This is a genomic window from Sphingomonas sp. DBB INV C78, assembly GCF_042693015.1.
Classification (GTDB): domain Bacteria; phylum Pseudomonadota; class Alphaproteobacteria; order Sphingomonadales; family Sphingomonadaceae; genus Sphingomonas_E.
Genome location: NZ_CP170544.1, coordinates 1,248,103 through 1,271,115 on the forward strand (window position 1 = coordinate 1,248,103; position 23,013 = coordinate 1,271,115).

Genomic DNA, 23,013 nt, shown 5'->3' on the forward strand with positions numbered 1-23,013 from the left:
GGTCAGCCGCCTTCGAGAATCTTCGGTTCGCGGCCGACGGGACGCATCATCACGAATTCGAACGCGGCCTTGTCGGGCAGGTCGAAGCAGTGGGCGATCTGCTCGGCCACCGCCTCCACCTGCATCATGCCATTCCAATACGGGCCGCGTTCAAGCCAGTCGGCATAAGCCGCACCCACGACCGCTTCGTCCCAGCCCTGGCCGAAACCGGTGCCGGTATCGCCGGGGATGAAGGTGGTGACGGCGATATCGTCCTTCTGCACCTCATGCCGGAGTTCATCGGTGAAGCGCTCGAGCCCGGCCTTGGTCGCGCCGTATATCGAGAGAAAGCTGAATGCGCCTTCGCGATGCACCGTCGCAGAGGAGACGTTGACGATCCGCCCGCCGCCCCGCGCCCGCAGATAGGGGATGATCGCCCGGCAGGTCATGATCGGGGCGAGGAAGTTGATCCGGGTCTGCTCGTTCAACTGCTCGATATCGAGATTTTCGACGAGGTTGGGATAGGCGACCCCGGCATTGTTGACGATGCCGTCGATGCCGCCGAAATGCTCCGCCACCTGCGCCATGCCGGCACCAATCGCTGTGGCGTCGGTGATGTCCACCGCCAGCGGCAGAACCTCCCTACCGATGGCCTGCGCAGCCTCCGCCAGCGCATCGGCACTCCGCCCCCAGATCGCGACCTTCGCGCCGCGCCGCGCCAAGGCAAGCGCGGTGTGAAAGCCCATGTTGCGGGCGGCGCCGGTGACGATGATGACCTTGCCCGCCGCGCTCATGCCTCGACCCCGATCGTCTTGGTCTGCAGATATTCCTCGAAGCCCTCGACACCCATCTCGCGGCCGATGCCGCTCTGCTTGTAGCCGCCGAAGGGCGAATCTGCCGCGAAGATATTGGCGGCGTTGACGTTCACGGTGCCGGTACGGATGCGCTTCGCCACGGCGAGCGCCCGCGCCGGATCGGCCGACTGGACTGCGCCGCCCAGGCCATAGATCGAGTCGTTGGCGATCCGCACGGCATCCTCATCGTCCTCATAGGGGATTGCGACGAGGACGGGGCCGAATATCTCCTCCTGCGCAATCCGCATGTCGTTGCGGACGTCGACGAAGACGGTGGGCTTGATATAATAACCGCCATTGATGCCCGCCGCGGCGCCACCCGCCACGACGCGAGCGCCCTCCTCTTTGCCAAGCTTGATATAGCCGAGCACGCGATCGAACTGCGCCTTCGACGCCACGGGTCCAAGGATCTGGTCCTCGGCATTGGGATCGCCGAACGGCATCGCGTCATACATGGCGGCGATCGTCGCGACAGCCTCCTCATAGCGCGAGCGCGGCAGCAGGATGCGCGTGGGGAGCGAGCAGCCCTGGCCGGCATGGTAGCAGACGGCGAGTGACGAATAGAGCGCGTCGGGGAATATCGCGTCGTCGAGAACGATATTGGCCGACTTGCCGCCAAGCTCCAGGAACACCCGCTTCAACGTCTTGGAAGCGGCTTCCATGATGCGACGGCCGGTGGCGGTCGATCCGGTGAAGGAGATGATGTCGACGCGGGGATCGGCGACGAGCTGCTCGCCAAGGCCGGCCTTGTCGGCGCCGGTGATGATGTTGATGACACCCGCCGGCAACCCTGCCTTCGCTGCGGCCTCGCCCAGCAGCGTCGCGGCCCAGGGCGTGTCGGGCGCGGCCTTCAGGACGATTGTGCAGCCTGCGGCCAGCGCGGCCGTGACTTTCGCCAGGTTGATCTGGACGGGCATGTTCCAGGGCGTGATCGCACCGACCACGCCGGCCGCTTCCTTCAGCACCAGCCGCCGCGTCGGCGTGCCCATCGTCGAGGTGACGCCGATGTCGCGCTGCCATTCGTAGCGGCGGGCGAGATCGATGGTCCATTCCATGAAGTTTATAGGCAGGTTTAGACCGGGTCCGCGGGTGACGCCGATGGTGGCGCCGGTTTCGGCGGAGATGCGGGCGCGGTGATCGTCCGCCAATTCCAACAGCGCAACTCGAAATTTATCAATTAATTGCAGTCGTTTATCGTGATTGGCTGACCAGTCGCTTTCATCGAAGGCGCGGCGTGCGGCAGCGATCGCATGATCCATGTCCGCGGCCGAGGCATCCGCCGCCTCCCCCACCTTGGCCGCTGTCGCGGGGCCGATATTGTCATAGGTCCGCCCGGCTTCGGCATCACGAAGCACGCCATCCACATAAAGCTGCGAGGTCGGGAATAGGGCCATCGGGTTCAGATCCTCGTTACGGATTCGCGGAACAGGCGGGCGGTTGCCTCGCCCAAAGGTGCGGAAACTTCGCTCTCGGCCGCGAGTGCAGCGGCCAGCGACAGATCCTTTTCGGCCAGCGTCGACAATGCTGCCTGGCTCGCGGCAAAGACATCGGAGTTCATCGTCCCGCGAAAGCCGACATAAGCGCGCATTGCGGGCGTTAGATTGCCATTGTCGGTCATCACCTCGCTGAGCTTGGCCGGATCGAGCCCCGCCGCGGCCGCGAGCCGATATGCCTCCACCGCACCCAGCAGTTCGATGTAGGTGACGAGGTTGTTGACGATCTTGAGCGTCATGCCCTGCCCCACCGGCCCGGCATGGACGATGTTGGAGCAATAGGCCGACAACAGCGGTCGCGCCTGATCGATCGCCGCAGCCTCGCCGCCGACCATGGCCGTCAGCCGGCCGCTGCGCGCGCCTTCCGCCCCGCCGGTGACGGCCGCGTCGATCACGGCCACGCCCTTGTCAGCCGCGACCTTGGCCAGTTCGACGATCGTCGCCGGGCGCACCGTGCTGTGAATGGCGATCAGCCCGGATGTCATGGTTTCGAGCAGCGCCGTCACCACTTCCTGGACATCGGCATCGTCGCGCACGCAGACGCCAATCAGGTCAGCCGCGCGGCCGACATCGGCCAACGACGGGGCGATTCCAGCTCTGCCGCGGAACGGCGCAACGGCCGCATCCGCCACGTCATAGACGGTGAGATCGAGGCCGGGGGCGAGCAGCCACTCGGCCATCGGCAAGCCGATATTCCCGAGGCCGATATAGCCCACCCGCGTCGTCATGCCCGCTCCTCTCGTCCCCGGGGGCATTTCGCCCTTCATCGCGGCAAACAGTAACGAAGGCAGGGAAATCCGAGAATGAGGGGCATCGAACAAATGGCCAGATGTGACGATTTGGCCCCAAACCCGAAGATGGACGAATTATTTACTCTAATTGCCAACTGGCATCTTCCGCCCGCGCCATCGCGTCCGTAACAAGGGCCGATCATGTGGCAATTGTACCAGTTCCCCCTCTGCCCCTTCTCCCGCAAAGTCCGGCTTCTCCTGGGTGAGAAGGCGGTCGGCTACGAGCTTGTCCGCGAATCGCCGTGGATGCAGCGCGACGAATTCGTCGACATGAATCCCGCCGGCCAGACGCCGGTGATGGCCGATTCCGCCGCGGGGCTGATCCTGATCGATTCGTCGACGATCTGCGAATATTTCGAGGAAACCATCGACAAGGCTTCGATGCTGCCCGGCACCGCCGCCAACCGTGCGGAAATCCGCCGGCTGGTCGCCTGGTTCGATGAGCGCATGTATTCCGAAGTCGTCGCACCGCTGATGCACGAGCGGATGCTGAAGCGCATCGTCCACCGCATGACGCCAGACGCCAAGGCACTGCGCGAGGCGATGAAGGCGGCGAACAGCCATCTCGATTATGTCGATTACCTGCTCGACCACCGCCGCTGGATCGGCGGCCCGGTGCTGAGCCTGGCGGACCTCACCGCCGCGGCGCATCTGTCGGTCGCCGATTATCTGGGCGGCATCGACTGGCGCGGACATGACCGTACCAAGGAATGGTATGCGGCGCTGAAATCACGGCCGAGTTTCCGGCCGCTTTTGTCCGAGCGGATGGAGATCGTCAGTCCGCCCGAGCATTATGACAAGGTCGACTTCTGATCACCTGACAGCACGGTCGATCACGCACCAACAACGGGCTGGCGCAAAGCCGAAATCGGCAATCGAGCCGCCCCAATAACTTGGCCAAAAAGGGCGTTTTGCCCGCCCGCCGCCAAGGGAACCTTCGCGCGTATATTTGGTTTTGCGCGCGGCGGCTGACGTGCGCGCGATTGATCTCGGGGCGGCAACCACACCCACCCCAGCCCCATCCGCAAGTAGCAGGAGATCACCATGAACAAGGCGTCACGCCAGCATATGCTGGTGGCGCTGTCGCTTGGCACGGCCCTTTGCCTTTCCATCGGGCCGGCATCGGCAGCGCAATTCACGCAGATCAATCTCGCCACTGATGACCAGTCGGTTCTGACCGGACTGGGTTTCACCGCAGCGAGCTTCGTCGATCCGCACCTCATCAATCCCTGGGGCATGGCCGCGGCGCCAAACGGCCCATTCTGGGTTTCAAATCAAGGAGACGCGACATCTACGCTCTACCAGCCTACGGGTCAGCCGCTTTCGCTGGTGGTATCCATCCCCGGCAGCGCCACGGGACCTACCGGACCTACCGGCCAGGTCTTCAACGGCGGCAGTGGATTTGACCTGCCAACCGGCGGCAGCGCCCGGTTCCTGTTCGCCAATCTCGACGGTTCGATAGCGGGCTGGAACCCATCCAGCGGGACCGCGGCAACAGTTATGGTGCCAGCCGCGTCCAATGCACGCAGCGCAATCTATACCGGCCTTGCGCTCGGATCGATCGGCGGCAGCGGCCATCTTTATGCCGCCAACGGCGCGACCGGACAGATCGACGTGTTCGACAGCAACTTCGTTCCGACGACGCTGGCGGGAAATTTCGTCGATCCAGGAGACAATCCGGAAGGGTTGGTGCCTTTCAATGTTGCCAATATCGGCGACCGGCTGTTCGTAACCTACGCAATCGCCGGCCCCGAAAGCGACGAGGCGGAGCTCGGCAGCGGTTTTGTAAGCGAGTTCAACCTTGACGGCACATTCGTGAGAAGGCTCACCGACGGTGGTCCGCTCGCGTCGCCATGGGGATTGGCGGTGGCGCCTGACAGCTTCGGCGATCTGGCCGGCGCGCTGCTGGTCGGCAATTTCAACGAGGAGTTCGGCCAGATCAACGCTTTCAGCCTGACGGACGGGTCCTCGCTGGGTCCGCTGCTCGGAACAGACGGCAACGCCATCACCATTCCATATTTGTGGGCGCTGGCACCGGGATCGAGCAGCAACGCTGCCAAATCCATCTTCTTCACCGCGGGAATTGGCGATGAGGAGCATGGTTTGTTCGGCCGGTTCGATAATGCAACACCGGTACCCGAGCCGGCCACTTGGGCGCTGATGCTGGTCGGTATGGGGGCCATCGGCATATCGATGCGACGGCGCCACACGATCAGGGTCCAGTTCGCCTGACACACACCAACATGGAAGCGTCGCCGATGATGCATCGGCGCCGCTTCCGTCCTATTTTTGCGCGGCCAGCAGATAATCCATCGCGGTGTTGTCGGTCAGGTGAAAGCCCTGGAGCGGGGTGAAGGACAGGCCGGTAATATCCGAGACCGTCAGGCCGGCGCCTTGGACCAAGGCCTTCAGTTCGTCCGGCGTCAGGAACTTGTGCCAGTCGTGCGTGCCCTTGGGGATGCCGCCGACGCTCTCGCCGACGGTGATGAGGGCGAGGCGCGACATCGGCGTGCGGTTGGGGGTGGAAAGGATCATCAACCCGCTCGGCGCCAGCGCGGCAGCGAGGCCGGCGATGAAGGCAGCCGGATCAGCGACATGCTCGACCACTTCCAGCGAAATGACGAGATCGAAGCTCTCGCCTGCCAGCGTTTCGACGCCGCCGACACGATAATCGATCGCGAGGCCCTGCCCTTCGGCGTGGCTCCGCGCGACGGCGATATTCTCCGGCGCGGCGTCGATCGCGGTCACGGCCGCGCCCAGCCGAGCGAGCGGTTCGGTCAACAGGCCAGCGCCGCATCCCACATCCAGAACACGCCTTCCCGCCAGCGGCTTGAAGCTTGTGGGATCACCGGGCCAATGCGCGTCCACGGCATCGCGAATATAGCGCAACCGTACTGGATTGAGCTTGTGCAGCATCGCGGAGGAGCCCTTGGGGTTCCACCAATCGGCCGCCATTGCGCCGAAATGGGCCGCCTCGGCCGGGTCGATCGTGTCGGGTGTGCTTGCGTTCATCACCTCACCTCCCTATCAGGCCGCCACACCGCGCGCCAAGCCGGTTCCTGATAGAGCTAGAAATCCTGCCCATGGCCCGTATCGTCATGAAGTTCGGTGGCACGTCGATGGCCGGCATCGAACGTATCCGCAATGTCGCCAATCGCGTGAAGCATGAGGTGGACGCCGGCAATCAGGTTGCCGTCGTGGTTTCGGCCATGGCGGGGGAGACCGATCGCCTCGTCAATTTCTGCCGCGAAGCCTCGCCGCTCTACGATCCCCGCGAATATGACGTGGTGGTCGCGTCCGGCGAACAGGTGACGAGCGGCCTGCTCGCCATCGTCCTCCAGTCGATGGGCGTAAATGCGCGCAGCTGGCTGGGCTGGCAGTTGCCGATCCGCACGTCCGACGCACACGCATCGGCCCGCATCGCCGACATCGACACCGAACGCCTCAACGCGGCGCTCGCCACCGGCGAAGTCGCCGTCATCCCCGGTTTCCAGGGTATGGCCGATGGCGACCGGGTGACGACACTCGGCCGCGGCGGTTCGGACACTTCGGCGGTGGCAGTGGCGGCGGCGATGAAAGCTGACCGCTGCGACATCTATACCGACGTCGACGGTGTCTACACCACCGACCCACGCATCGTGCCCCGCGCCCGCAAGCTCAGCCGCGTCACCTATGAGGAGATGCTGGAACTGGCGAGCGTCGGCGCCAAGGTGCTGCAGACGCGTTCCGTGGGCCTGGCGATGAAGGAGAAGGTGCGCGTGCGCGTGCTCTCGTCCTTCGACGACAGCCACGACACTGAGGGGCATCGCGGGACGCTGATCGTCGGCGATGACGAGATCGAAGAGGGAAGCATGGAACGTCAGCTCATCACGGGCATCGCCCACGACAAGAATGAGGCGAAGGTGACCCTGGTCGCCGTGCCCGACCGCCCCGGCGCAGTCGCCACCATCTTCACGCCGCTGGCGGACGCCAGCATCAACGTCGACATGATCGTGCAGAACGTCGCGCACGAAACGGGATCGACCGACGTCACCTTCACGGTGCCCAAGGCCGAACTGACCCGCGCGCTGGACGTGCTGGAAAAGCAGAAGCCGGTGATCGGGTTCGAGCGCGTGCTGCACGCAACCAACGTCTGCAAGGTCTCCGTCGTCGGCGTGGGCATGCGCAGCCATGCCGGCGTCGCGGCGACGATGTTCAAGGCGCTCGCCGATCGCGGCATCAACATCCAGGCTATCACCACGTCGGAGATCAAGGTCAGCGTGCTGATCGAGGATGATTATACCGAGCTTGCCGTGCGCGTGCTGCACACGGCCTATGGGCTCGACGCCGAAGAGGAAGCCGACGCGTGAGCCTTTCCACGCCGCGCCTGAACGCGCTGATGGCCCGCGGGGCTGCGTTCCTGGGCACCGAATATGCGATTATGGCGGGTGCCATGTCGTGGGTGTCGGAACGCCACCTTGTCGCGGCGATCTCCAACGCGGGCGGGTTCGGCGTGATCGCGTGCGGGGCGATGACCCCAGCGCTGCTCGACGCAGAGATAGCCGGCACCAAGACGCTCGCGAAGAAGCCTTTCGGCGTTAATCTCATTACCATGCACCCTGATCTTCAGGAACTGATCGAGGTTTGCGGCAAGCATCAGGTGGGCCATGTCGTGCTCGCCGGCGGCTTGCCGCCGGGTGGCGCGATCGAGAAGATCAAGGCCGGCGGCGCCAAGGTCGTCTGCTTCGCGCCCGCGCTCTCGCTGGCGAAAAAGTTGATCCGCTCCGGCGTCGACGCCCTGGTGATCGAGGGCATGGAAGCGGGCGGCCATATCGGCCCGGTTTCGACCTCGGTGCTGGCGCAGGAAATCCTGCCCAGCGTGGCAGAACAGGTGCCGGTGTTCGTTGCCGGCGGCATCGGCCGGGGCGAGGCGATCGCCGCCTATCTGGAAATGGGTGCGGCCGGTGTCCAACTCGGCACCCGTTTCGTCTGCGCCAACGAATCGATCGCGCATGCCAACTTCAAGAAGGCATTCATCCGCGCATCGGCACGCGATGCCACTGCAAGCGTGCAGATCGACCCCCGCTTGCCCGTAATCCCCGTCCGCGCGCTCAAAAATTCATCGACCGAATTGTTCACGGCCAAACAGCGCGAAGTCGCTCAGGCGCTCGACGAGGGCCGGGTCGAGATGGCCGAGGCACAACTGCAGATCGAACATTATTGGGCGGGCGCCCTTCGCCGCGCCGTAATCGACGGCGATGTCGAGAATGGTTCGGTGATGGCCGGGCAGTCGGTGGGCATGGTGACTAAGGAAGAGCCCGTCACGGAGATCATCGCGGCGCTGGCCGGGGAGGCTGAAGCGGCTCTTACCGCGCGGGGCTGAGGCTCCGTGCTCGCGCGACAGCGTGGCCGGTGGGACAGCCGGCACAGTCCGCGGGCACCTTTCCAGCTTCCATCTCGGCGATGAGTGCGTGTCGGCGTGCCGCGACGCTTTGGGGTGAATCGGCGCGAATATGGCCGAAGGCCGAGGCCTCGTCCTTCATGAAGCAGCAGCCCGTGACGCGGCCGTCGCTGGCGAGATACGCCCCCCGCTCTAGCCAGGGGCATGTCTGCCGCGCCGGATCGAAGCCGGCGAACAAAGCGAAGTAGAAAAAGCCTTCGGCCGTGCGCACCGGTGCGCCCTGAGCGAGCGCTTGGCGCATCGCGTTGAAACGCGGTGTCATCTCGTCGCCAAGCTGCTGCGCAGCCATCGTGGGAGCGTAGCTGCGGGCATAGGCCGGCATACCCTGCAATTGCTGGACGGCGATCCCGCCATCCAGCCCGAGTTGGTGATAAAAACGATAGATGGCGTGAATATCGTCGATCGTATCGCGCAGGACCGTGACAGCAAGGCCGATGTTCGGATGAACGAGACCCAATTCGTCGCGGCGTAGCGCCAAAGCCCGCAGCCCGGCCTCGACCTTGGCGAACTTGCCGCCGCGTATCTGCTGGAAGCGCGCCGGATCAGCGCTTTCAAGAGAGATGTGGATCGATCGAAGGTCCGCCGCAAGCAGGCGATCGATCATCTCGTCGCTCAACAGGCTGCCATTGCTGATCAGGCTGACCAGAATGCCCCGCGCGCGACATGCCGCCACCATATCGAAGAAGCGGGGATGGAGCAGCGGTTCGCCCTCCCCCTGCAATTCGACATGCCGGAGGTCGGGATGTGCGTGGAGGAAAGCCTGAAAATCATCCCACGCTAGGTCGCGCTGAGGCATGTGCCTGCCGACGCAGAAGCCGCACGTGAAATTGCAGCGCGTCGTAGGCTCTATCTGGGCGAAGCGGATCAGCCTCTTCCCCTAGCCAAGGCGCCAAGTGGAATCATGAAACGCCTCAACCGAAATGGACGGACGTTCCAAAAGAAAAGCCCCGGCGTTGAGGCCGGGGCTCGAATTCTTAGTTGCTCACCGGCTCATCATCGCCGCCGTCATCATCGAGGATGATCCAGAGCAGAACGCCAGCGGCAACGACGCCGCCAACGATCAGCCAGGTCATATTGCCCTCGCCGCGGCTGACATTCTGCATCGGTGCGCCAGCGCGGCCGGTGGCCGACGCAAGCGAAAGCTTCGCTGCACTGCTCGGTGCAGCCTGAGCGGCGATCGGCGACGCCACCAAGGCGGTCGCTGCCAGCAATCCTAGTAGGCGCGGTAAGCGCATATCTTCCTCCCTAGAAAATATCGCCGCAAACCACCCCGGCGCCGGGCACAAGCATCATTCACCGATCGCGCTGCATCACGCAACAAAAATTTTCTAAATCGTGATCTTAGCACGCACCCGTTATATCAACATCCAAAGCCAATTCGACATTCCGTTGCACAGATCCGATGAATGGAGTTCGGCAACGAGGTCGTGAAAAATAGATGCCAATACTTGCTTGCAGACATCATATGCAGGCGATGTTCTGCAATAAGCGGACGAAGGTATCGATAATCAGATACAATCGTCATTAAAATGAAATGGTAGCGGAGGAGGGACTTGAACCCCCGACACGCGGATTATGATTCCGCTGCTCTAACCAGCTGAGCTACTCCGCCCCAGATCGGGCCTCCGGTGAAGCGAAGTTCGCCGGGCGTGGCGGGCCTATAGGCAGGCCCGCGGCACGGGTCAACTGGCGTCGCGCATCATCGCACGATACAGGCTTTCCCGAGAATCGACGGGACGGGGTTGAGGATGAGCGTGGACCATTATGACGTTCTGATTGTCGGTGCCGGCCATGGCGGCGCCCAGGCAGCACTGATGCTGCGCCAGCAGAAGTTCGAGGGCAGCATCGCCCTGCTCGGCGACGAACCCGAGCCGCCTTATGAGCGCCCGCCGCTCTCCAAGGACTATTTCTCGGGCGAGAAGGCGTTCGAGCGCATCCTGATCCGCCCTGCGACTTTCTGGAGCGAGCGCAATGTGGATCTGCTGCTCAGCCGCCGCGTCAATGCCGTCGATCCGGCTGCGCATGAGGTGACGCTGACCGACGGGATGCGCATCGGCTATGGCAAGCTGATCTGGGCGACGGGCGGCTCGCCGCGTCGGCTGGCCTGCGAAGGCCATGGCGTGAAAGGCGTCCATGCGGTGCGCACCCGCGCCGACGTCGACCAGATGATGACCGAACTCCAAGCGACCAACCGCGTCGTCGTGATCGGCGGCGGCTATATCGGGCTGGAGGCGGCGGCGGTGCTGGCCAAGTTCGGCAAGCAGGTGACGGTGCTCGAAGCGCTGGACCGCGTCCTGGCGCGTGTCGCCGGTGAGCCGCTTTCCCGCTTCTACGAGGCCGAGCATCGCGCCCATGGTGTCGACGTGCGGCTGGGCGTTTCGGTCGACTGCATCCTGGAGAAGGACGGTCGCGCGACCGGCGTGCGGCTGGCGGACGGCACCGTCCTGCCGGCCGAGATGATCATCGTCGGCATCGGCATCATCCCCGCGGTCGAGCCGCTGCTGGCGGCGGGCGCCGCGGGCGGCAACGGCGTGGACGTCGATGGCCAGTGCCGCACCAGCCTGCCCGACATCTTCGCGATCGGCGACTGCGCCGCGCATGACAATCATTTCGCCGACGGCGCCCATATCCGCCTCGAATCGGTGCAGAACGCCAATGATCAGGCGACCATCGTCGCCAAGGCGATCATGGGCGGCGAGGAGCAGTATCACGCCGTGCCATGGTTCTGGTCGAACCAATATGATCTCCGCCTGCAGACGGTGGGTCTTTCGACCGGCCATGACGCGATCGTGACGCGCGGCGACCCCGCGACGCGAAGCTTCTCGATCGTCTATCTGAAGGGGGGCAAGGTGATCGCGCTCGACTGCGTCAACGCGACCAAGGATTATGTCCAGGGTCGCGCGCTGGTGGTCGGCGGCCTCTCTCCGACGCTCGACCAGTTGGCAGACACGGAAGTGCCGCTGAAATCGCTCGTCGCCTGATTTCCACGGGGAACCGCCCGCCTCTCCCCTCGTTCCCGGCTCATTGCGTCGCAAGGAGGTCGTCATGGAGTTGTCGGTTCCCCTGGAAACGGTCTGCCGGCTGATCGTTCGCGCCCGGGAACTCGAAGCCCAGGTGCCGATGAACGATACCGAGGACGATAGCGAAGACCCCACCGACTCGGACGATCCGATGGCAGTGCTGGAGGACGAGGCGAATGTCGCGGTCGAGGAGGAGGTCCGCACCCTCCTCGAGGACCTGGCCGAGGACGAGATCGCGGAGGTTCTGGCGCTCGCGTGGGTCGGCCGCGGCACATATGAGGCGAGCGAGTGGGACGAGGCGCTGGAGGAAGCCGCCGGCGACGAAGCCAATCCGGTCGAGGATCTGTTCGAAATGCCGATGCTCGCCGCCTATCTCGACGCCGGTCTCGCCGCCTTCGATCTCAGTTGCGAGGGGATCGGCCAGATCGACTGAACAAATGGCGGCCGATCGGCTGCCATGGCCCGCCACGATAGGCCCATGAGGCAAGGCCGATGATCTCTAGGGGCCGTGGACGAAAATCGGCCGCCATCCGCACCTGCAACGCCTTTGCGACCGTGCGATCCACGCGGTTCTGGATGGTGACGTGCGGTCGCCAAGGTGCCGCGTCCGGCGGGCGGAGGTAAGGAGCGAAGGCGTCGGCCAACCGGTCGCGGATCGCCTCAAGCTGGGGCGACTCGACCCTGAGCGCCGTTCCTTCTGGGAATTTGATGATGCCGGCGATCCGGGCGGCCGGTGCTTGGTCTCCCCGCGTCTCCGCCGTCAATCGCCGTCCCAGTTCCTCCACAAGCGATGGAGCAAGATGCTGGAACAAGGTGAGGTGCGCCGGCACCTGGTTCCGTTCAGGCGGATAATGGGTCCGGCGCAGGCCATCGAGCCAGGCGGCGTCGGCAGCCCCGAACAAGGCCGTCACGATGATCGGGGCCGATGCCGGCAAGGCGGGCGCCGAGGCCCCTGCCCCGCCGCCCTCCCGGTTCAAAGGCCGATCACCAGCCGCAGGTCTTGCCCTTGTTCTGCTCTTCCAGCCACGTCATCAGCGGCTGGAAATAGGCGATCATCGCGGTGCCATCCATCTCGCGGCTGCCGGTGAACGCCTCGAGTGCGTCGGGCCACGGCTTGGACATGCCCATTTCGAGCATCGCGTTGAGCTTCGCGCCGACTTCCTTGTTGCCGTAGAAGGAGCAGCGGTGGAGCGGCCCCTTCCATCCGGCCTGATCGCACGCGGCCTTGTAGAACTGGAACTGCAGGATACGGGCGAGGAAATAACGGGTGTAGGGCGTGCTCGCCGGGACATGATATTTGGCGCCCGGATCGAAGGCGTCGGCACCGCGCTCGACTGGCGGCGTGATGCCCTGATATTGCAGGCGGAGTGCCGTCCATGCATCATTATACTGATCGGGCTTGATGGTGCCGTTGAAGACGCTCCAGCGCCATTTGTCGACCAGCAGACCGAACGGCAGGAACGCCACCTTGTCCATCGCCTGACGCAGCAGCAGGCCGGTGTCCTTGTCCGCGGACGGCACCTGCGCCGGATCTAGCAGGCCGATCTGGACGAGATATTCGGGTGTCATCGACAGCGCGATCGCATCACCGATCGCTTCGTGGAAGCCGTCATTGGCACCGTTCAGATAGAGATAGGACTGCTTGTTATAGGCGCGCTGGTAATAATTATGGCCAAGCTCGTGGTGGATGGTGGTGAAATCCTCGCCATTCACCTTGATGCACATCTTGATGCGCAGGTCGTCCTTATTGTCGACGTCCCAGGCGGACGCATGGCAAATCACCTCGCGATCCGCGGGCTTCACGAACTGCGAACGCTTCCAGAAGCTCTCCGGCATCGGCGCGAAGCCGAGCGAGGAGAAGAAACCCTCGCCCTGCCTGACCATCTTTAATGGATCATAGCCCTTGGCCTTCAACAGCTCCGTGGTGCTGTAGCCGATGTCGCCCGCCCCCGGAGGCGCGACCACGTCATAGATATTGCCCCATTCCTGCGCCCACATATTGCCGAGCAGATCGGCGCGGATCGGGCCGGCCTTGGGCTGCACCTTGTCGCCATATTTCTCGTTGAGCTTGGTTCGCGTGTAGCAATGAAGCTGGTCGTAGAGCGGCTTCACCTGCAGCCAAAGCTTGTCGGTGAGCTTGGCGAACTCCTCCGGCGGCATGTCATAGTTGGAGCGCCACATCGCGCCCAGATCCTTGTAGCCGAGCTCCTTGGCGCCCTGGTTGGCGATCTGGACCATGCGGGCATAATCGCCCTTCATCGGCTTGCCGACATTGTCGTGCCAGCTCGCCCACATCTCCTTAAGCTGGGCCGGGTTGCGGACCGTGCCCATCTTCTCCTCGATGTCGGAGCCGTTGATCTCCTTGCCGTCGAACGTGCCGCGGCCTTTGCCGTAGGTGGAGCTCATCCGGGTGGAGAGCGCGTTGAGTTCAGTCGCGGCGCCGGCGGTCGACGGCGCGGGTAGGACGATGCCCTGGCGGAGAATATCGAGCTTGCGGCGGGTATCCGGCTTCAACCCCGCGACCTTGTCATATTTGGCCGCTTCCTTGGCCAGGCGCACCGACGCTTCGGTATTCTTGGCGCCGAACAGCGTATTCAGCGCATCGGTGTCGTCGGTGATGTAGGTGGCGTTGACCCAGGCGACCTGCGCGGTCGGCAACGACAGATCATATAATTCCTTTTCCGCTTCCGCGACGAAGCGATCGGCCTGCGCGGCGCTGGGCGCAGAATCCTTGGCAGCGATGGCGACGGCGGACAGCGCCACCATGCCGAGCGCGAGAGCGGAAGCGGCCGCGCGGAACGTGGATTTCATCGGATGGAGCCCCTCAATCCTGATTTTTGATTGAGTGCAGGTGAAACCCGGATCACGGCCGCGGTCAAGCGGCGAGGAAGTCCCGGATCGCCTGGCCGAGTTCGGGCTTCAACACCGCGCTCATATGGTTTCCGGGGATCGACTGGAAGCGGGCGCCCGGGATCGCATCGGCCAGTGCCTCGCCGGAGCCGTTATCGTCATCCTCGGCGCCGGTGACGACCAGGACGGGCCGGCCGATCGCTGCCAGTTCCTCGCGGCTGGTATCGACGAAGGTCTGCAGGATATGGAGCAACGCGACCGGATCGCCCTTGGTGGTCTTCAGGAAGGCCTCGGTCAGCCATTCGTTCGATCCGCGCTCGAAACTGCCGAGATTGGTGAGGACGTGGCGGAAATAGGTGCCGCGGCCGGCGGTATCGAGGATGCCGTCCAGCCCCATGCCGCACAGCACGGCGCGGCGCGGTGTCGCGCCCTTCACCAGCATCCGCGTGGTGGTGCGCCCGCCCAAGGAATAGCCGGCAAGATCATAATCGGTGAGGCCGAGGTGACGGACCAAAGCGAACCCGTCCGCCGCCAGCACGTCCGGCGGATAGGCGGAGGTTTCGTGGGGTTTGCCGCTTTCGCCATGGCCGCGCAGATCGGGCATGATGACGCGGAAGCCGGCGTCGGCGATCAGCTTCGCATGGCCGTAGCGGACCCAGTTGGTGAAGGCGTTGGAGAAATAGCCGTGGATCAGGACCAGCGGCCGACCCTCGCCCATTTCGTGCCAGGCAAGTTCCACCTCGTCGTCGGCCAGGAATCGCTCTTGCTTCACTTCCGTCATGCGTCACCCGGTCTGATGATCTCGGGAGCCCTGTAGCCCCGCGAACTTCAATCGGGAAGCTTGCCCGTCGCGGCGATCCAGCGATCCGTGAGCGATTGATGTTCGTCCGCCCGCAATCCCGGCAGGTGGCTGGTATCCTCCCACGCGGCCAGCTTGGTATCCACCGCGAAGTTCGATGTGGGGCGGAAGAAGCCGGGATCATCGAACGAGCCGATGGTGAGGTCGATATTCTCGCCATCGACATAGGCATAACCCAGCGAGGTGCCGCAGCTTGAGCAGAAGGGACGCTTGCCGATCGGCGAGGAGCGATACCATTCCGGCTCATGCGACCATTTCAACCTGGCTTGCGGCAGGTTCTTGAAGGCGGCGGCAGCACCTCCCGTCGCCCGCCGGCAAAAGGTGCAATGGCATAGATAGGCTTCGTCATTGTCGATTTCCGCTTCGTAGCGGATGCGGCCGCACTGGCAGCCGCCGGTCATCGTCTGCGTCATGCTCGCCTCGCGCGCCGGATCTCGATCGGGATCATGAGGAGCGCACCCAACATGGCGAGTGCCATGTCCTTCTGCGCATCCCATATGTCACCCTGCTGGCCGTTATAGAGATCAGCATCCGTGCCGGCCATCACAAGCGTCAGCCACCATTCGAAGATCTCGTACGCAGCCCCAACGGCGAGGGTGAATTCGACGGCGACGTAGAGCGACGCGCGCAATGAGAAGCCATGACGTCGCAGCGTCTCGACGATCACGGGTGTCGCCGTGACACCGAAGGCGAAATGGACCAGCCGATCATAATGGTTGCGGGTGAAGCCGAACGCGTCGCTGATCGACTTGCCGGTCAGCGCTATCGCCCAATCGTCATAGGGGACGTTCGAGTAAGTGTAGCGCCCGCCCAGCGTGTGGAGCAGCCAGAAGGCCAAGAGGAAAGCGACCGCGCGGTTCGACAGCGGCCAGCGCCGGAGGAGCAACGGCGCCGCGGTGACCAGCAGCACCGTCGGGATATGGTGGATCGGCGCGACCGAGGGATAGGGTTGCGCGATATTGGCGAGGATGACGGCGAGCCCGAGCAGCGCCATCATCCAGCGCTGGGCGACCGGCATCGCGGCCCATGCGGCGCGATAACCGGTCACTTGAGTTTGCTTCCTCAGCCCTTCTTGAGGTGACGGCGGCCGAGCAGCTCCGCGATCTGGACGGCGTTGAGCGCGGCGCCCTTGCGCAGATTGTCGGACACGCACCACAAAGCCAGGCCGTTTTCGACGGTCGGGTCCTCGCGGACGCGGCTGACGAAGGTGGCGAAATCGCCGACGCATTCGATCGGCGTCACATAGCCGCCATTCTCGCGCTTATCGACGAGCATCACGCCCGGCGCCTCGCGCAGGATCTTCTGCGCGTCCTCGGCCGAAAGCTCCTCCTCCATCTCGATATTGATGGATTCGGAGTGGCCGACGAACACCGGCACGCGCACGCAGGTCGCCGTCACTTTGATCTTCGGATCGAGAATCTTCTTGGTCTCGACCACCATCTTCCATTCTTCCTTGGTGTAACCATCATCCAGGAAGACATCGATGTGCGGGATCACGTTGAAGGCGATCTGCTTGGTGAACTTCTTCGGTTCGGCCGGATCGCCGACGAAGATGTTGCGCGACTGTTCGAACAGCTCGTCCATGCCTTCCTTGCCGGCGCCGGACACCGACTGGTAAGTCGAGACGACGACGCGCTTGATCTTCGCGGCATCGTGCAGCGGCTTCAGCGCGACGACCATCTGCGCGGTCGAGCAGTTCGGATTGGCGATGATGTTGCGCGCCTTGTAGCCGTCGATCGCGTCCGGGTTCACTTCCGGCACGATCAAAGGCACGTCCGGGTCCATGCGGTAGAGCGACGAATTGTCGATCACCACGCAGCCGGCGGCCGCGGCCTTGGGCGCATATTCCTTGGTTGCGGTCGATCCGACAGCGAACAGGGCCATATCCCAGCCCGCGAAATCGAAATGCTCGAGATTCTTGACCTTGAGTTTCTGGCCCGTCTCGCCGAAGTCGATCTCGTCACCGGTCGACCGGGAGGATGCCACCGCGGCAATCTCTTTAATCGGAAACTCGCGCTCGGCCAGAATGTTGAGCATCTCGCGCCCGACATTCCCGGTGGCTCCGACGACGACTACCCGATAGGCCATTTTACTCGCTCCAGTTGGACTTCAACCGCACATGCGGCCGGCGGGGTTTAGGGAAGCGCGCGCGTTTGTCCAGCCTGTCAGCCTATCGGATGCGATAGCGGAGCTTGGCTGCTCGTCCGCACGACGAAGTTGAGGAAGTTGAGGGTTGCGGGCGCATTTGGCGCGACTTGCGCCTGCGAAGCACCGTCGAAGCGACCGCAACGCGCCACCGGCGCGACAGCAACGCGACACCCGAGCGACATTAAAGCGACAATGACGCGGCACGAAGATGACAATGAGGCGCCTATTGGGCCACAGGTCCGCGCCGGAGTTGCCTGGAAATGACGGGAGCGTGCTTTCATCCGTCAGTTTAGAACTGATAAAGTCCTACATGGAAAGACTTGGATGACGGCTATCTGCGCGCCCCTTCAGGTATCCAGGTTGCTGACACGCTTCAATTCCGACCTCAGGCGTTGCGCATCGAATGCATGTTGCTCGAATGGGCCGCCCCGCTCCACCCAAAACAGGAAGAGATGTGCGGACCACTGATTGGGATTGGGCTGCGTTCGACCGTGGCGCAGATCGATCCCGCGATACAGGACGGCATCGCCGGGCTGCATTTCGACCGCGGAAAAGGGCTCGTCTCCGAAACCGTCGAAGCATGGCCCTTCACCCTTCACCGGTACGGACCCGACCTCCAGGGGCCAGGGCAAACCATCGCCATAAACGAGCGTGAGCGACATGCTGTGCTCACAGGACGGGCGGTCCGAATGGACCCGGCAAATATCGCCTTTCTGATAGATACGGAAATAGTCGTAGCTGGGCAGCAGGTCGGCTCCTGTAAGCTCGCTCACAATCGGCGTGAGCCCCCACAAAAAAGTCGTCAGCGGCCGATAGAAATGACCGGAGATGTCGACGGTCTGCTGCCGTGACAGGGGATGCGACTTGGCGAAGGCGTCGAAAGATTTTCCCGACGCAGACAGGTCGAGCTGAATCTGATTGAAGAGCATCGAAGCGACTTCCGGAGGGATCAAACCCCTGACTGTCGCATACCCTTTTTCCCGATAGTTACCTTCGATTCGCATGCGTTCACTTAACGTGTTTTGGCGTCATTCCGAAACCTGACTTTAACATTGCGCGGCGCGAGCTCCCCGCCGGAACAGCAGGGTGCCGGCCGGTCGCATTCCTAGCCGGCCCGTGCCGGCCAATCAGCCGGATCGATCGCCGGAAGGTCGATCAGCTGCGCCAATGTCAGTGTCGTCTTGAAGCCATCCGCGGTGGGGATGAGCTTGCCCCATCCCATGGCGTGCAAGGTCTCCCCAACGCCTGCCAGTCCGCCGGTACGAATGACCACATAGGAGATCCGTCCGCTATCGGCCTCTGCCATTGCGCCAGCGGCGGTGCCAATCCGTTCGCCCTCCGGACCTTCGATCGCCCGGCCTTCCAGCGCATTCAGCGGGAACAGATCGGGCAGTGACGAAAGCCGGCTTCGCCGCTGCGCGGCTTCCGCGCCGTCTTCCAGCCTCGCTTCACGTCCCAGCCAGCGCCAGATGCCGACGATGTTGACGAGCGCAAGAAACAGGTTGGTCAGTAGCAAATTCTGCTGATCGGTCGCCAACGCCACCACTGTCCAGGCGATCGATCCGACGGAGAAGACCACGAAACCCCAGCCGGTGACGCGGGGGCCGAGATTGGCGGCGGTCATCATCGCCGCGATCATCGTCGCGATCGGCGCGACCCACCCGGCGATATCTTCCATGCTGATCTGCTCCCGCACGCTCGGTGCGGGTTAAATCTCCACCTGGCTGCCGAGTTCCACGACACGGTTGGTGGGCAGCTTGAAGAATTCCATCGCGCTTTCGGCGTTGCGGAGCATCCAGGCGAACAGTTTCTCGCGCCAGATCGCCATGCCCGGCCGTGACGACGGCAGCAATGTCTGGCGCGCCAGGAAGAAGCTGGTGTCCATCATCTTGAACTGCGGGCCGCAGCCCGTGGTGGCCGCAAGCGCGGTCGGCACGTCCGGCTCCTCCATGAAGCCGAAGCGCAGGACGACGCGGAAGAAGCCCTGCTCCAGATCCTCCAGCTTAACGCGGCCGCCATCTTCGACGAAGGGAACGTCCTCGATCTTCACGGTCAGCAGGATCACGCGCTCGTGCAGCACCTTGTTGTGCTTGAGGTTGTGGAGCAGCGCGTGCGGCACGCCTTCTGGCGTGGAGGTCATGAACACGGCGGTGCCGGGGACGCGGGTGGCGGAGCTTACCGCTGACTTTACGAACACCTTCACTGGCATTGCGGCTTCGCGCATCCGCTCGATCATCAGGAAGCGGCCGCGTGCCCAGGTGGTGAGCAGGGTGAAAGCGACGAAGCCGATGAACAGCGGGAACCAGCCGCCATCGGGCACCTTCGTCAGGTTCGCGCTGAAATAGGCGATGTCGACAATGAAGAAGAGCGCGACCAGGAATCCGGCCCACAGCTTGTTCCAGTGCCACAGGCTGAACAGCACCACGGCGAGCAGGCAGGTATCGACCAGCATCGCCCCCGTGACCGCGATGCCATAGGCCGCGGCGAGGTTGGACGAGGTCTGGAAGGTCAGCACCAGCAGGATCACCATCACCATCAGCGTCCAGTTGACGACCGGGATGTAGATCTGGCCCGCCGTGCTGGCGCTGGTGTGGGTGATGCGCAGGCGCGGGATGAAGCCGAGCTGGATCGCCTGCTGGGTAACCGAGAAGGCACCCGTGATGACCGCCTGGCTGGCGATCACCGTGGCGGCCATGGCGAGCAGCACCAGCGGCAGGCGGAACTCATCGGGCGCGAGCAGGAAGAAGGGGTTCTTGATCGCCTCGGCCGCGGTCGCCGCGTCGAGGCTCAGGATCATCGCGCCCTGCCCCAGATAGTTGAGCATCAGCGCCGGCAGCACGAACACCATCCACGAAACGCGGATCGGGTTGCGGCCGAAATGGCCCATGTCGGCATAGAGCGCCTCGGCGCCCGTAACCGCCAGCACGACGCTGCCCAGCGCCAGGAAGGCCTTGAAGCCGTCGGTCAGGAAGAACTGGACGGCATACCAGGGGTTGAGCGCGCGCAGGATCGTGGGATCGGCAACGATATGGAACAGGCCGAGCACCGCGAGCGCGAGGAAATAGACCGCCATGATCGGGCCGAACAACATGCCGACGCGGGCGGTGCCATGCGCCTGGATCATGAAAAGCGCGATCAGGATACCGACCGAGATCGGCATCACCAGCGGCTCGAACCCGCTCTGGACCACCGTCAGACCTTCGACCGCCGACAGCACCGACATCGCCGGCGTGATCATGCAATCGCCGAAGAACAAGGCGGTCGCGAACACACCGAGCAGGATGATGCCCTTGGTCCAGCGCTTGTTCTGCGCGGTGCGGTTGATCAACGCGAGGAGCGCGAGGCTGCCGCCCTCCCCCTTGTTGTCGGCGCGCATGATGATCGAGACATATTTGATCGTCACCACCAGCATCATCGACCAGAAGATGAGGCTGAGCACACCGAGAATGTGCAGTTCGTCAGGCGTGAGTGGATGATGCCCGGCGAAGGTTTCGCGGAAGGCGTAAAGCGGGCTGGTGCCGATATCGCCGAAGACGACGCCGATCGCGCCGAGCGAAAGCTTCAGCAGGCCCGACTGGGCGTGCCCATGGCCTGCATGATGCTGAACGGCTTCGCTGCTCATTGAAGGATGGACCCTGTTCTGTCCATGGAACCGATGTCCACCCCGTTGCCCCCGCGGTGCGCAATCGGCGGGCGCCCTAGCACGCGGCAATCATCCGGGCAACGGCCCCCACCGGATCAGCCAAGCAACGCATCCGCTTCGCTCCTCGTCGGAATCGATCTTAACACGAAACTGCTGTTGATGATGCTCACAGCGGGCAATTTGCCCAGATGTTCCCGGTGGATGCGTTCATAATCGTCAAGGTCGCGGCAGACGATCTTCAACCGATAGTCGTTGGCGCCCGATACCAGATTGCATTCCACCACGCCGATGATGTTGGCGACGGCGCGTTCGAACACCGCCAGATCCTCCTCCGCCTGGGTGTTGAGGCGGATATCGACGAGCGCGGTGACGCGGAAACCCATGCGGCGCAGGCCGAAACGGACGCCGTAGCCGGTGATGCGCCCCGATGCCTCGATCGCCTGGATGCGCCGGGTGCAGGCTGATTGCGACAGCCCGACCCGCTCGGCGATGCGGCTCACCGAGGTGCGCGCATCGGCCGCCAGCATCTTCATGATGCCCCGATCGACTCGGTCCGCGCGGCCATCCGCGCTTCCTTGCATCAATCCGCCGATTTTGGGTGCCTTCATGTGGAAAGCATGCGTCAGATATGGATATGAACCCCCATATTTGCACGGATTTGCCGGCCATATCGAGTTATATTCTCGGTCCATCGCAATGCACGATGGAGAGACGGTCATGCGCGTCGGGGTGCCCAAGGAAATCAAGAATCACGAATATCGCGTCGGCCTGACGCCGCCGTCCGTGGCGGAGCTCACCGCCGCCGGGCATGAGGTGATCGTCGAGACCAAGGCCGGTGGCGGCATCGATTTCAGCGACCAGGATTATGTCGAAGCCGGCGCCCGCATCGTCGCGACGCCCGCCGAGGTGTTCGCCCAGTCCGACATGATCGTGAAGGTGAAGGAGCCGCAGGCGAGCGAGATCGCGCTGCTCGAACCGCGCCACCTGCTCTTCACCTACCTCCATCTCGCGGCCGACAAGCCCCAGGCCGAAGGCCTCATGAAGTCGGGCGCGACCTGCATCGCCTATGAAACCGTCACCTCGGCCAATCGCGGACTGCCGCTGTTGAAGCCGATGTCCGAAGTCGCCGGCCGCATGTCCGTGCAGGTGGGCGCCCATTATCTCGAAAAGGAGCAAGGCGGCCGCGGCGTGCTGCTCGGCGGCGTCCCCGGCGTGGCGCCGGCGCGCGTCGCGATCCTCGGCGGCGGCGTTTCCGGCGTGAACGCGGCGCAGATGGCGGTCGGCATGCGCGCCGACGTCACCATCTACGACATCAACAATGATCGCCTGGCCGAACTCGACATGTTCTTCTCCAGCCAGATCAAGACGGCCTATGCCTCCAAGGCAGCGATCGCGGCGGCGGTGAAGAACGCCCATCTCGTCATCGGCGCCGTCCTGGTGCCCGGCGCCGCCGCGCCCAAGCTCGTCACCCGCGACATGCTGAAGACGATGAAGCGTGGCTCGGTGCTGGTCGACATCGCCATCGATCAGGGCGGCTGCTTCGAAACCAGCCATGCCACCACGCATGACGACCCGGTGTTCGAGGTGGACGGCATCATCCATTATTGCGTCGCCAACATGCCGGGCGCGGTTGCCCGCACCTCGGCCTTCGCGCTCAACAACGCCACCCTGCCCTTCGCGTTACGGCTCGCCAATATGGGCGCCGAAGCGGCCATGGCGGCCGATCCGCACCTCGCCAACGGCCTCAACGTCTCCGCCGGCAAGATCCGCCACGCCGCGGTCGCGGAAGCGCTGGATTTGCCGCTGAACTGATTGAAACCGCCCGGTCGTTACTCAAATCACCTCGTCATGCTGAACTTGTTTCAGCATCCACCGCACCACAAGCGCCGTCGTCGCAAGTGGAGAAGTGGACCCTGAAACATGTTCAGGGTGACGG

23 protein-coding genes and 1 tRNA gene are annotated in these 23,013 nt (G+C 63.6%); 7 read left to right on the forward strand and 17 right to left on the reverse strand.

The genetic code is table 11. From position 1 onward, the window contains the following. Positions 1–2: 2 nt before the first annotated feature. Genes ACFB49_RS05945 through ACFB49_RS05955 form a run of 3 tightly spaced genes read right to left on the reverse strand, consistent with a single transcriptional unit; the run spans position 3 to position 3,054 of the window. Positions 3–773, reverse strand: a complete 771-nt coding sequence (locus tag ACFB49_RS05945; protein WP_380877200.1) for an SDR family oxidoreductase — start codon at positions 771–773, stop codon at positions 3–5. Then, positions 770–2,227, reverse strand: a complete 1,458-nt coding sequence (locus ACFB49_RS05950; protein ID WP_380877203.1) for an aldehyde dehydrogenase family protein — start codon at positions 2,225–2,227, stop codon at positions 770–772. Before ACFB49_RS05950 ends, ACFB49_RS05945 begins: the two co-directional genes overlap by 4 nt. Before the next feature lie 5 nt (positions 2,228–2,232). After that, on the reverse strand, positions 2,233–3,054 hold the full coding sequence (locus ACFB49_RS05955; RefSeq protein ID WP_380877205.1) for an NAD(P)-dependent oxidoreductase: 822 nt from the start codon (positions 3,052–3,054) through the stop codon (positions 2,233–2,235). Positions 3,055–3,258: 204 nt separating this feature from the next. Here ACFB49_RS05955 and ACFB49_RS05960 point away from each other — a divergent pair, with 204 nt between their 5' ends. Continuing rightward, positions 3,259–3,930, forward strand: a complete 672-nt coding sequence (locus ACFB49_RS05960; RefSeq protein ID WP_380877209.1) for a glutathione S-transferase family protein — start codon at positions 3,259–3,261, stop codon at positions 3,928–3,930. Positions 3,931–4,161: 231 nt separating this feature from the next. Beyond that, positions 4,162–5,349, forward strand: a complete 1,188-nt coding sequence (locus ACFB49_RS05965; RefSeq protein WP_380877211.1) for a TIGR03118 family protein — start codon at positions 4,162–4,164, stop codon at positions 5,347–5,349. 51 nt (positions 5,350–5,400) lie between these two features. Here ACFB49_RS05965 and ubiG read toward each other — a convergent pair whose 3' ends face one another. Continuing rightward, positions 5,401–6,129, reverse strand: a complete 729-nt coding sequence (gene ubiG, locus ACFB49_RS05970; protein WP_380877214.1) for a bifunctional 2-polyprenyl-6-hydroxyphenol methylase/3-demethylubiquinol 3-O-methyltransferase UbiG — start codon at positions 6,127–6,129, stop codon at positions 5,401–5,403. A gap of 71 nt (positions 6,130–6,200) precedes the next feature. On the opposite strand from ubiG, the gene ACFB49_RS05975 reads away from it, so the two are divergent. Next, on the forward strand, positions 6,201–7,466 hold the full coding sequence (locus ACFB49_RS05975; protein ID WP_380877218.1) for an aspartate kinase: 1,266 nt from the start codon (positions 6,201–6,203) through the stop codon (positions 7,464–7,466). Between the two features lie 29 nt (positions 7,467–7,495). Further along, positions 7,496–8,479, forward strand: coding sequence for an NAD(P)H-dependent flavin oxidoreductase (locus ACFB49_RS05980; RefSeq protein ID WP_380879861.1), 984 nt, complete (start codon positions 7,496–7,498; stop codon positions 8,477–8,479). On the opposite strand, the gene ACFB49_RS05985 is transcribed toward ACFB49_RS05980, so the two are convergent. The 3 genes from ACFB49_RS05985 to ACFB49_RS05995 all read right to left on the reverse strand — a co-directional run bounded on the left by ACFB49_RS05985 (position 8,463) and on the right by ACFB49_RS05995 (position 10,169). Further along, a complete protein-coding gene (locus tag ACFB49_RS05985; RefSeq protein ID WP_380879863.1) occupies positions 8,463–9,425 on the reverse strand; it encodes a radical SAM/SPASM domain-containing protein in 963 nt (320 codons plus the stop codon). The two genes, ACFB49_RS05980 and ACFB49_RS05985, sit on opposite strands and share 17 nt — an antisense overlap. 106 nt (positions 9,426–9,531) lie before the next feature. Further along, positions 9,532–9,792 (reverse strand): hypothetical protein, encoded by a 261-nt coding sequence (locus tag ACFB49_RS05990; protein WP_380877221.1) that lies wholly within the window; start codon positions 9,790–9,792, stop codon positions 9,532–9,534. A gap of 300 nt (positions 9,793–10,092) precedes the next feature. Continuing rightward, positions 10,093–10,169 (reverse strand) — tRNA-Met (locus ACFB49_RS05995). 136 nt (positions 10,170–10,305) lie between these two features. Between ACFB49_RS05995 and ACFB49_RS06000 the strand changes: the two genes are divergently transcribed. Together ACFB49_RS06000 and ACFB49_RS06005 are read left to right on the forward strand one after the other, a co-directional pair. Further along, positions 10,306–11,538 (forward strand): NAD(P)/FAD-dependent oxidoreductase, encoded by a 1,233-nt coding sequence (locus ACFB49_RS06000; RefSeq protein WP_380877224.1) that lies wholly within the window; start codon positions 10,306–10,308, stop codon positions 11,536–11,538. A 64-nt stretch (positions 11,539–11,602) separates the two neighbouring features. Next, positions 11,603–12,010: a DUF3775 domain-containing protein gene (locus ACFB49_RS06005; RefSeq protein ID WP_380877226.1), complete on the forward strand. Its 408-nt coding sequence runs from the start codon at positions 11,603–11,605 to the stop codon at positions 12,008–12,010. On the opposite strand, the gene ACFB49_RS06010 is transcribed toward ACFB49_RS06005, so the two are convergent. The 10 genes from ACFB49_RS06010 to ACFB49_RS06055 form a co-directional block, all read right to left on the reverse strand. Continuing rightward, on the reverse strand, positions 11,979–12,512 hold the full coding sequence (locus tag ACFB49_RS06010; RefSeq protein ID WP_380877229.1) for a 2'-5' RNA ligase family protein: 534 nt from the start codon (positions 12,510–12,512) through the stop codon (positions 11,979–11,981). The genes ACFB49_RS06005 and ACFB49_RS06010 overlap by 32 nt on opposite strands. A 49-nt stretch (positions 12,513–12,561) precedes the next feature. Then, the gene (locus tag ACFB49_RS06015; protein ID WP_380877232.1) at positions 12,562–14,388 is read right to left on the reverse strand and encodes a M2 family metallopeptidase; all 1,827 of its coding nucleotides are present in this window, start codon (positions 14,386–14,388) and stop codon (positions 12,562–12,564) included. Between the two features lie 64 nt (positions 14,389–14,452). Further along, positions 14,453–15,208 carry an alpha/beta fold hydrolase gene (locus ACFB49_RS06020; protein ID WP_380877234.1) on the reverse strand — a complete coding sequence of 252 codons (756 nt, stop codon included), beginning with the start codon at positions 15,206–15,208 and terminating at the stop codon, positions 14,453–14,455. A gap of 47 nt (positions 15,209–15,255) precedes the next feature. Beyond that, positions 15,256–15,699, reverse strand: a complete 444-nt coding sequence (locus ACFB49_RS06025; protein WP_380877237.1) for a GFA family protein — start codon at positions 15,697–15,699, stop codon at positions 15,256–15,258. After that, positions 15,696–16,334 carry a DUF2238 domain-containing protein gene (locus tag ACFB49_RS06030; protein WP_380877240.1) on the reverse strand — a complete coding sequence of 213 codons (639 nt, stop codon included), beginning with the start codon at positions 16,332–16,334 and terminating at the stop codon, positions 15,696–15,698. Before ACFB49_RS06030 ends, ACFB49_RS06025 begins: the two co-directional genes overlap by 4 nt. A gap of 14 nt (positions 16,335–16,348) precedes the next feature. Continuing rightward, positions 16,349–17,374 carry an aspartate-semialdehyde dehydrogenase gene (locus tag ACFB49_RS06035; protein ID WP_380877242.1) on the reverse strand — a complete coding sequence of 342 codons (1,026 nt, stop codon included), beginning with the start codon at positions 17,372–17,374 and terminating at the stop codon, positions 16,349–16,351. Between the two features lie 407 nt (positions 17,375–17,781). Beyond that, a complete protein-coding gene (locus tag ACFB49_RS06040) occupies positions 17,782–18,363 on the reverse strand; it encodes a hypothetical protein (RefSeq protein WP_380877244.1) in 582 nt (193 codons plus the stop codon). 176 nt (positions 18,364–18,539) lie between these two features. Further along, a complete protein-coding gene (locus ACFB49_RS06045; RefSeq protein ID WP_380877247.1) occupies positions 18,540–19,112 on the reverse strand; it encodes a PRC-barrel domain containing protein in 573 nt (190 codons plus the stop codon). A 30-nt stretch (positions 19,113–19,142) separates the two neighbouring features. After that, positions 19,143–21,056: a potassium transporter Kup gene (locus tag ACFB49_RS06050; protein ID WP_380877250.1), complete on the reverse strand. Its 1,914-nt coding sequence runs from the start codon at positions 21,054–21,056 to the stop codon at positions 19,143–19,145. A gap of 116 nt (positions 21,057–21,172) precedes the next feature. Then, positions 21,173–21,685 (reverse strand): Lrp/AsnC family transcriptional regulator, encoded by a 513-nt coding sequence (locus ACFB49_RS06055; RefSeq protein WP_380877252.1) that lies wholly within the window; start codon positions 21,683–21,685, stop codon positions 21,173–21,175. A gap of 109 nt (positions 21,686–21,794) precedes the next feature. Here ACFB49_RS06055 and ald point away from each other — a divergent pair, with 109 nt between their 5' ends. Continuing rightward, positions 21,795–22,889: an alanine dehydrogenase gene (gene ald / locus ACFB49_RS06060; protein WP_380877255.1), complete on the forward strand. Its 1,095-nt coding sequence runs from the start codon at positions 21,795–21,797 to the stop codon at positions 22,887–22,889. Positions 22,890–23,013: the final 124 nt, after the last annotated feature.

What these genes read in the sequence shown, in the direction of transcription:
- ACFB49_RS05960 (WP_380877209.1), top strand. Translation starts at nt 3,259, where the DNA reads ATGTGGCAATTGTACCAGTTCCCCCTCTGCCCCTTCTCCCGCAAAGTC.
- ubiG (WP_380877214.1), bottom strand. Translation starts at nt 6,129, where the DNA reads ATGAACGCAAGCACACCCGACACGATCGACCCGGCCGAGGCGGCCCAT.
- ACFB49_RS05945 (WP_380877200.1), bottom strand. Translation starts at nt 773, where the DNA reads ATGAGCGCGGCGGGCAAGGTCATCATCGTCACCGGCGCCGCCCGCAAC.
- ACFB49_RS06035 (WP_380877242.1), bottom strand. Translation starts at nt 17,374, where the DNA reads ATGGCCTATCGGGTAGTCGTCGTCGGAGCCACCGGGAATGTCGGGCGC.
- ACFB49_RS06000 (WP_380877224.1), top strand. Translation starts at nt 10,306, where the DNA reads ATGAGCGTGGACCATTATGACGTTCTGATTGTCGGTGCCGGCCATGGC.
- ACFB49_RS06055 (WP_380877252.1), bottom strand. Translation starts at nt 21,685, where the DNA reads ATGAAGGCACCCAAAATCGGCGGATTGATGCAAGGAAGCGCGGATGGC.
- ACFB49_RS06040 (WP_380877244.1), bottom strand. Translation starts at nt 18,363, where the DNA reads ATGCTCTTCAATCAGATTCAGCTCGACCTGTCTGCGTCGGGAAAATCT.
- ACFB49_RS05965 (WP_380877211.1), top strand. Translation starts at nt 4,162, where the DNA reads ATGAACAAGGCGTCACGCCAGCATATGCTGGTGGCGCTGTCGCTTGGC.
- ACFB49_RS06045 (WP_380877247.1), bottom strand. Translation starts at nt 19,112, where the DNA reads ATGGAAGATATCGCCGGGTGGGTCGCGCCGATCGCGACGATGATCGCG.
- ACFB49_RS05950 (WP_380877203.1), bottom strand. Translation starts at nt 2,227, where the DNA reads ATGGCCCTATTCCCGACCTCGCAGCTTTATGTGGATGGCGTGCTTCGT.
- ACFB49_RS06050 (WP_380877250.1), bottom strand. Translation starts at nt 21,056, where the DNA reads ATGAGCAGCGAAGCCGTTCAGCATCATGCAGGCCATGGGCACGCCCAG.
- ACFB49_RS05990 (WP_380877221.1), bottom strand. Translation starts at nt 9,792, where the DNA reads ATGCGCTTACCGCGCCTACTAGGATTGCTGGCAGCGACCGCCTTGGTG.
- ald (WP_380877255.1), top strand. Translation starts at nt 21,795, where the DNA reads ATGCGCGTCGGGGTGCCCAAGGAAATCAAGAATCACGAATATCGCGTC.
- ACFB49_RS06025 (WP_380877237.1), bottom strand. Translation starts at nt 15,699, where the DNA reads ATGACGCAGACGATGACCGGCGGCTGCCAGTGCGGCCGCATCCGCTAC.
- ACFB49_RS06015 (WP_380877232.1), bottom strand. Translation starts at nt 14,388, where the DNA reads ATGAAATCCACGTTCCGCGCGGCCGCTTCCGCTCTCGCGCTCGGCATG.
- ACFB49_RS06020 (WP_380877234.1), bottom strand. Translation starts at nt 15,208, where the DNA reads ATGACGGAAGTGAAGCAAGAGCGATTCCTGGCCGACGACGAGGTGGAA.
- ACFB49_RS06005 (WP_380877226.1), top strand. Translation starts at nt 11,603, where the DNA reads ATGGAGTTGTCGGTTCCCCTGGAAACGGTCTGCCGGCTGATCGTTCGC.
- ACFB49_RS05955 (WP_380877205.1), bottom strand. Translation starts at nt 3,054, where the DNA reads ATGACGACGCGGGTGGGCTATATCGGCCTCGGGAATATCGGCTTGCCG.
- ACFB49_RS05975 (WP_380877218.1), top strand. Translation starts at nt 6,201, where the DNA reads ATGGCCCGTATCGTCATGAAGTTCGGTGGCACGTCGATGGCCGGCATC.
- ACFB49_RS05980 (WP_380879861.1), top strand. Translation starts at nt 7,496, where the DNA reads ATGGCCCGCGGGGCTGCGTTCCTGGGCACCGAATATGCGATTATGGCG.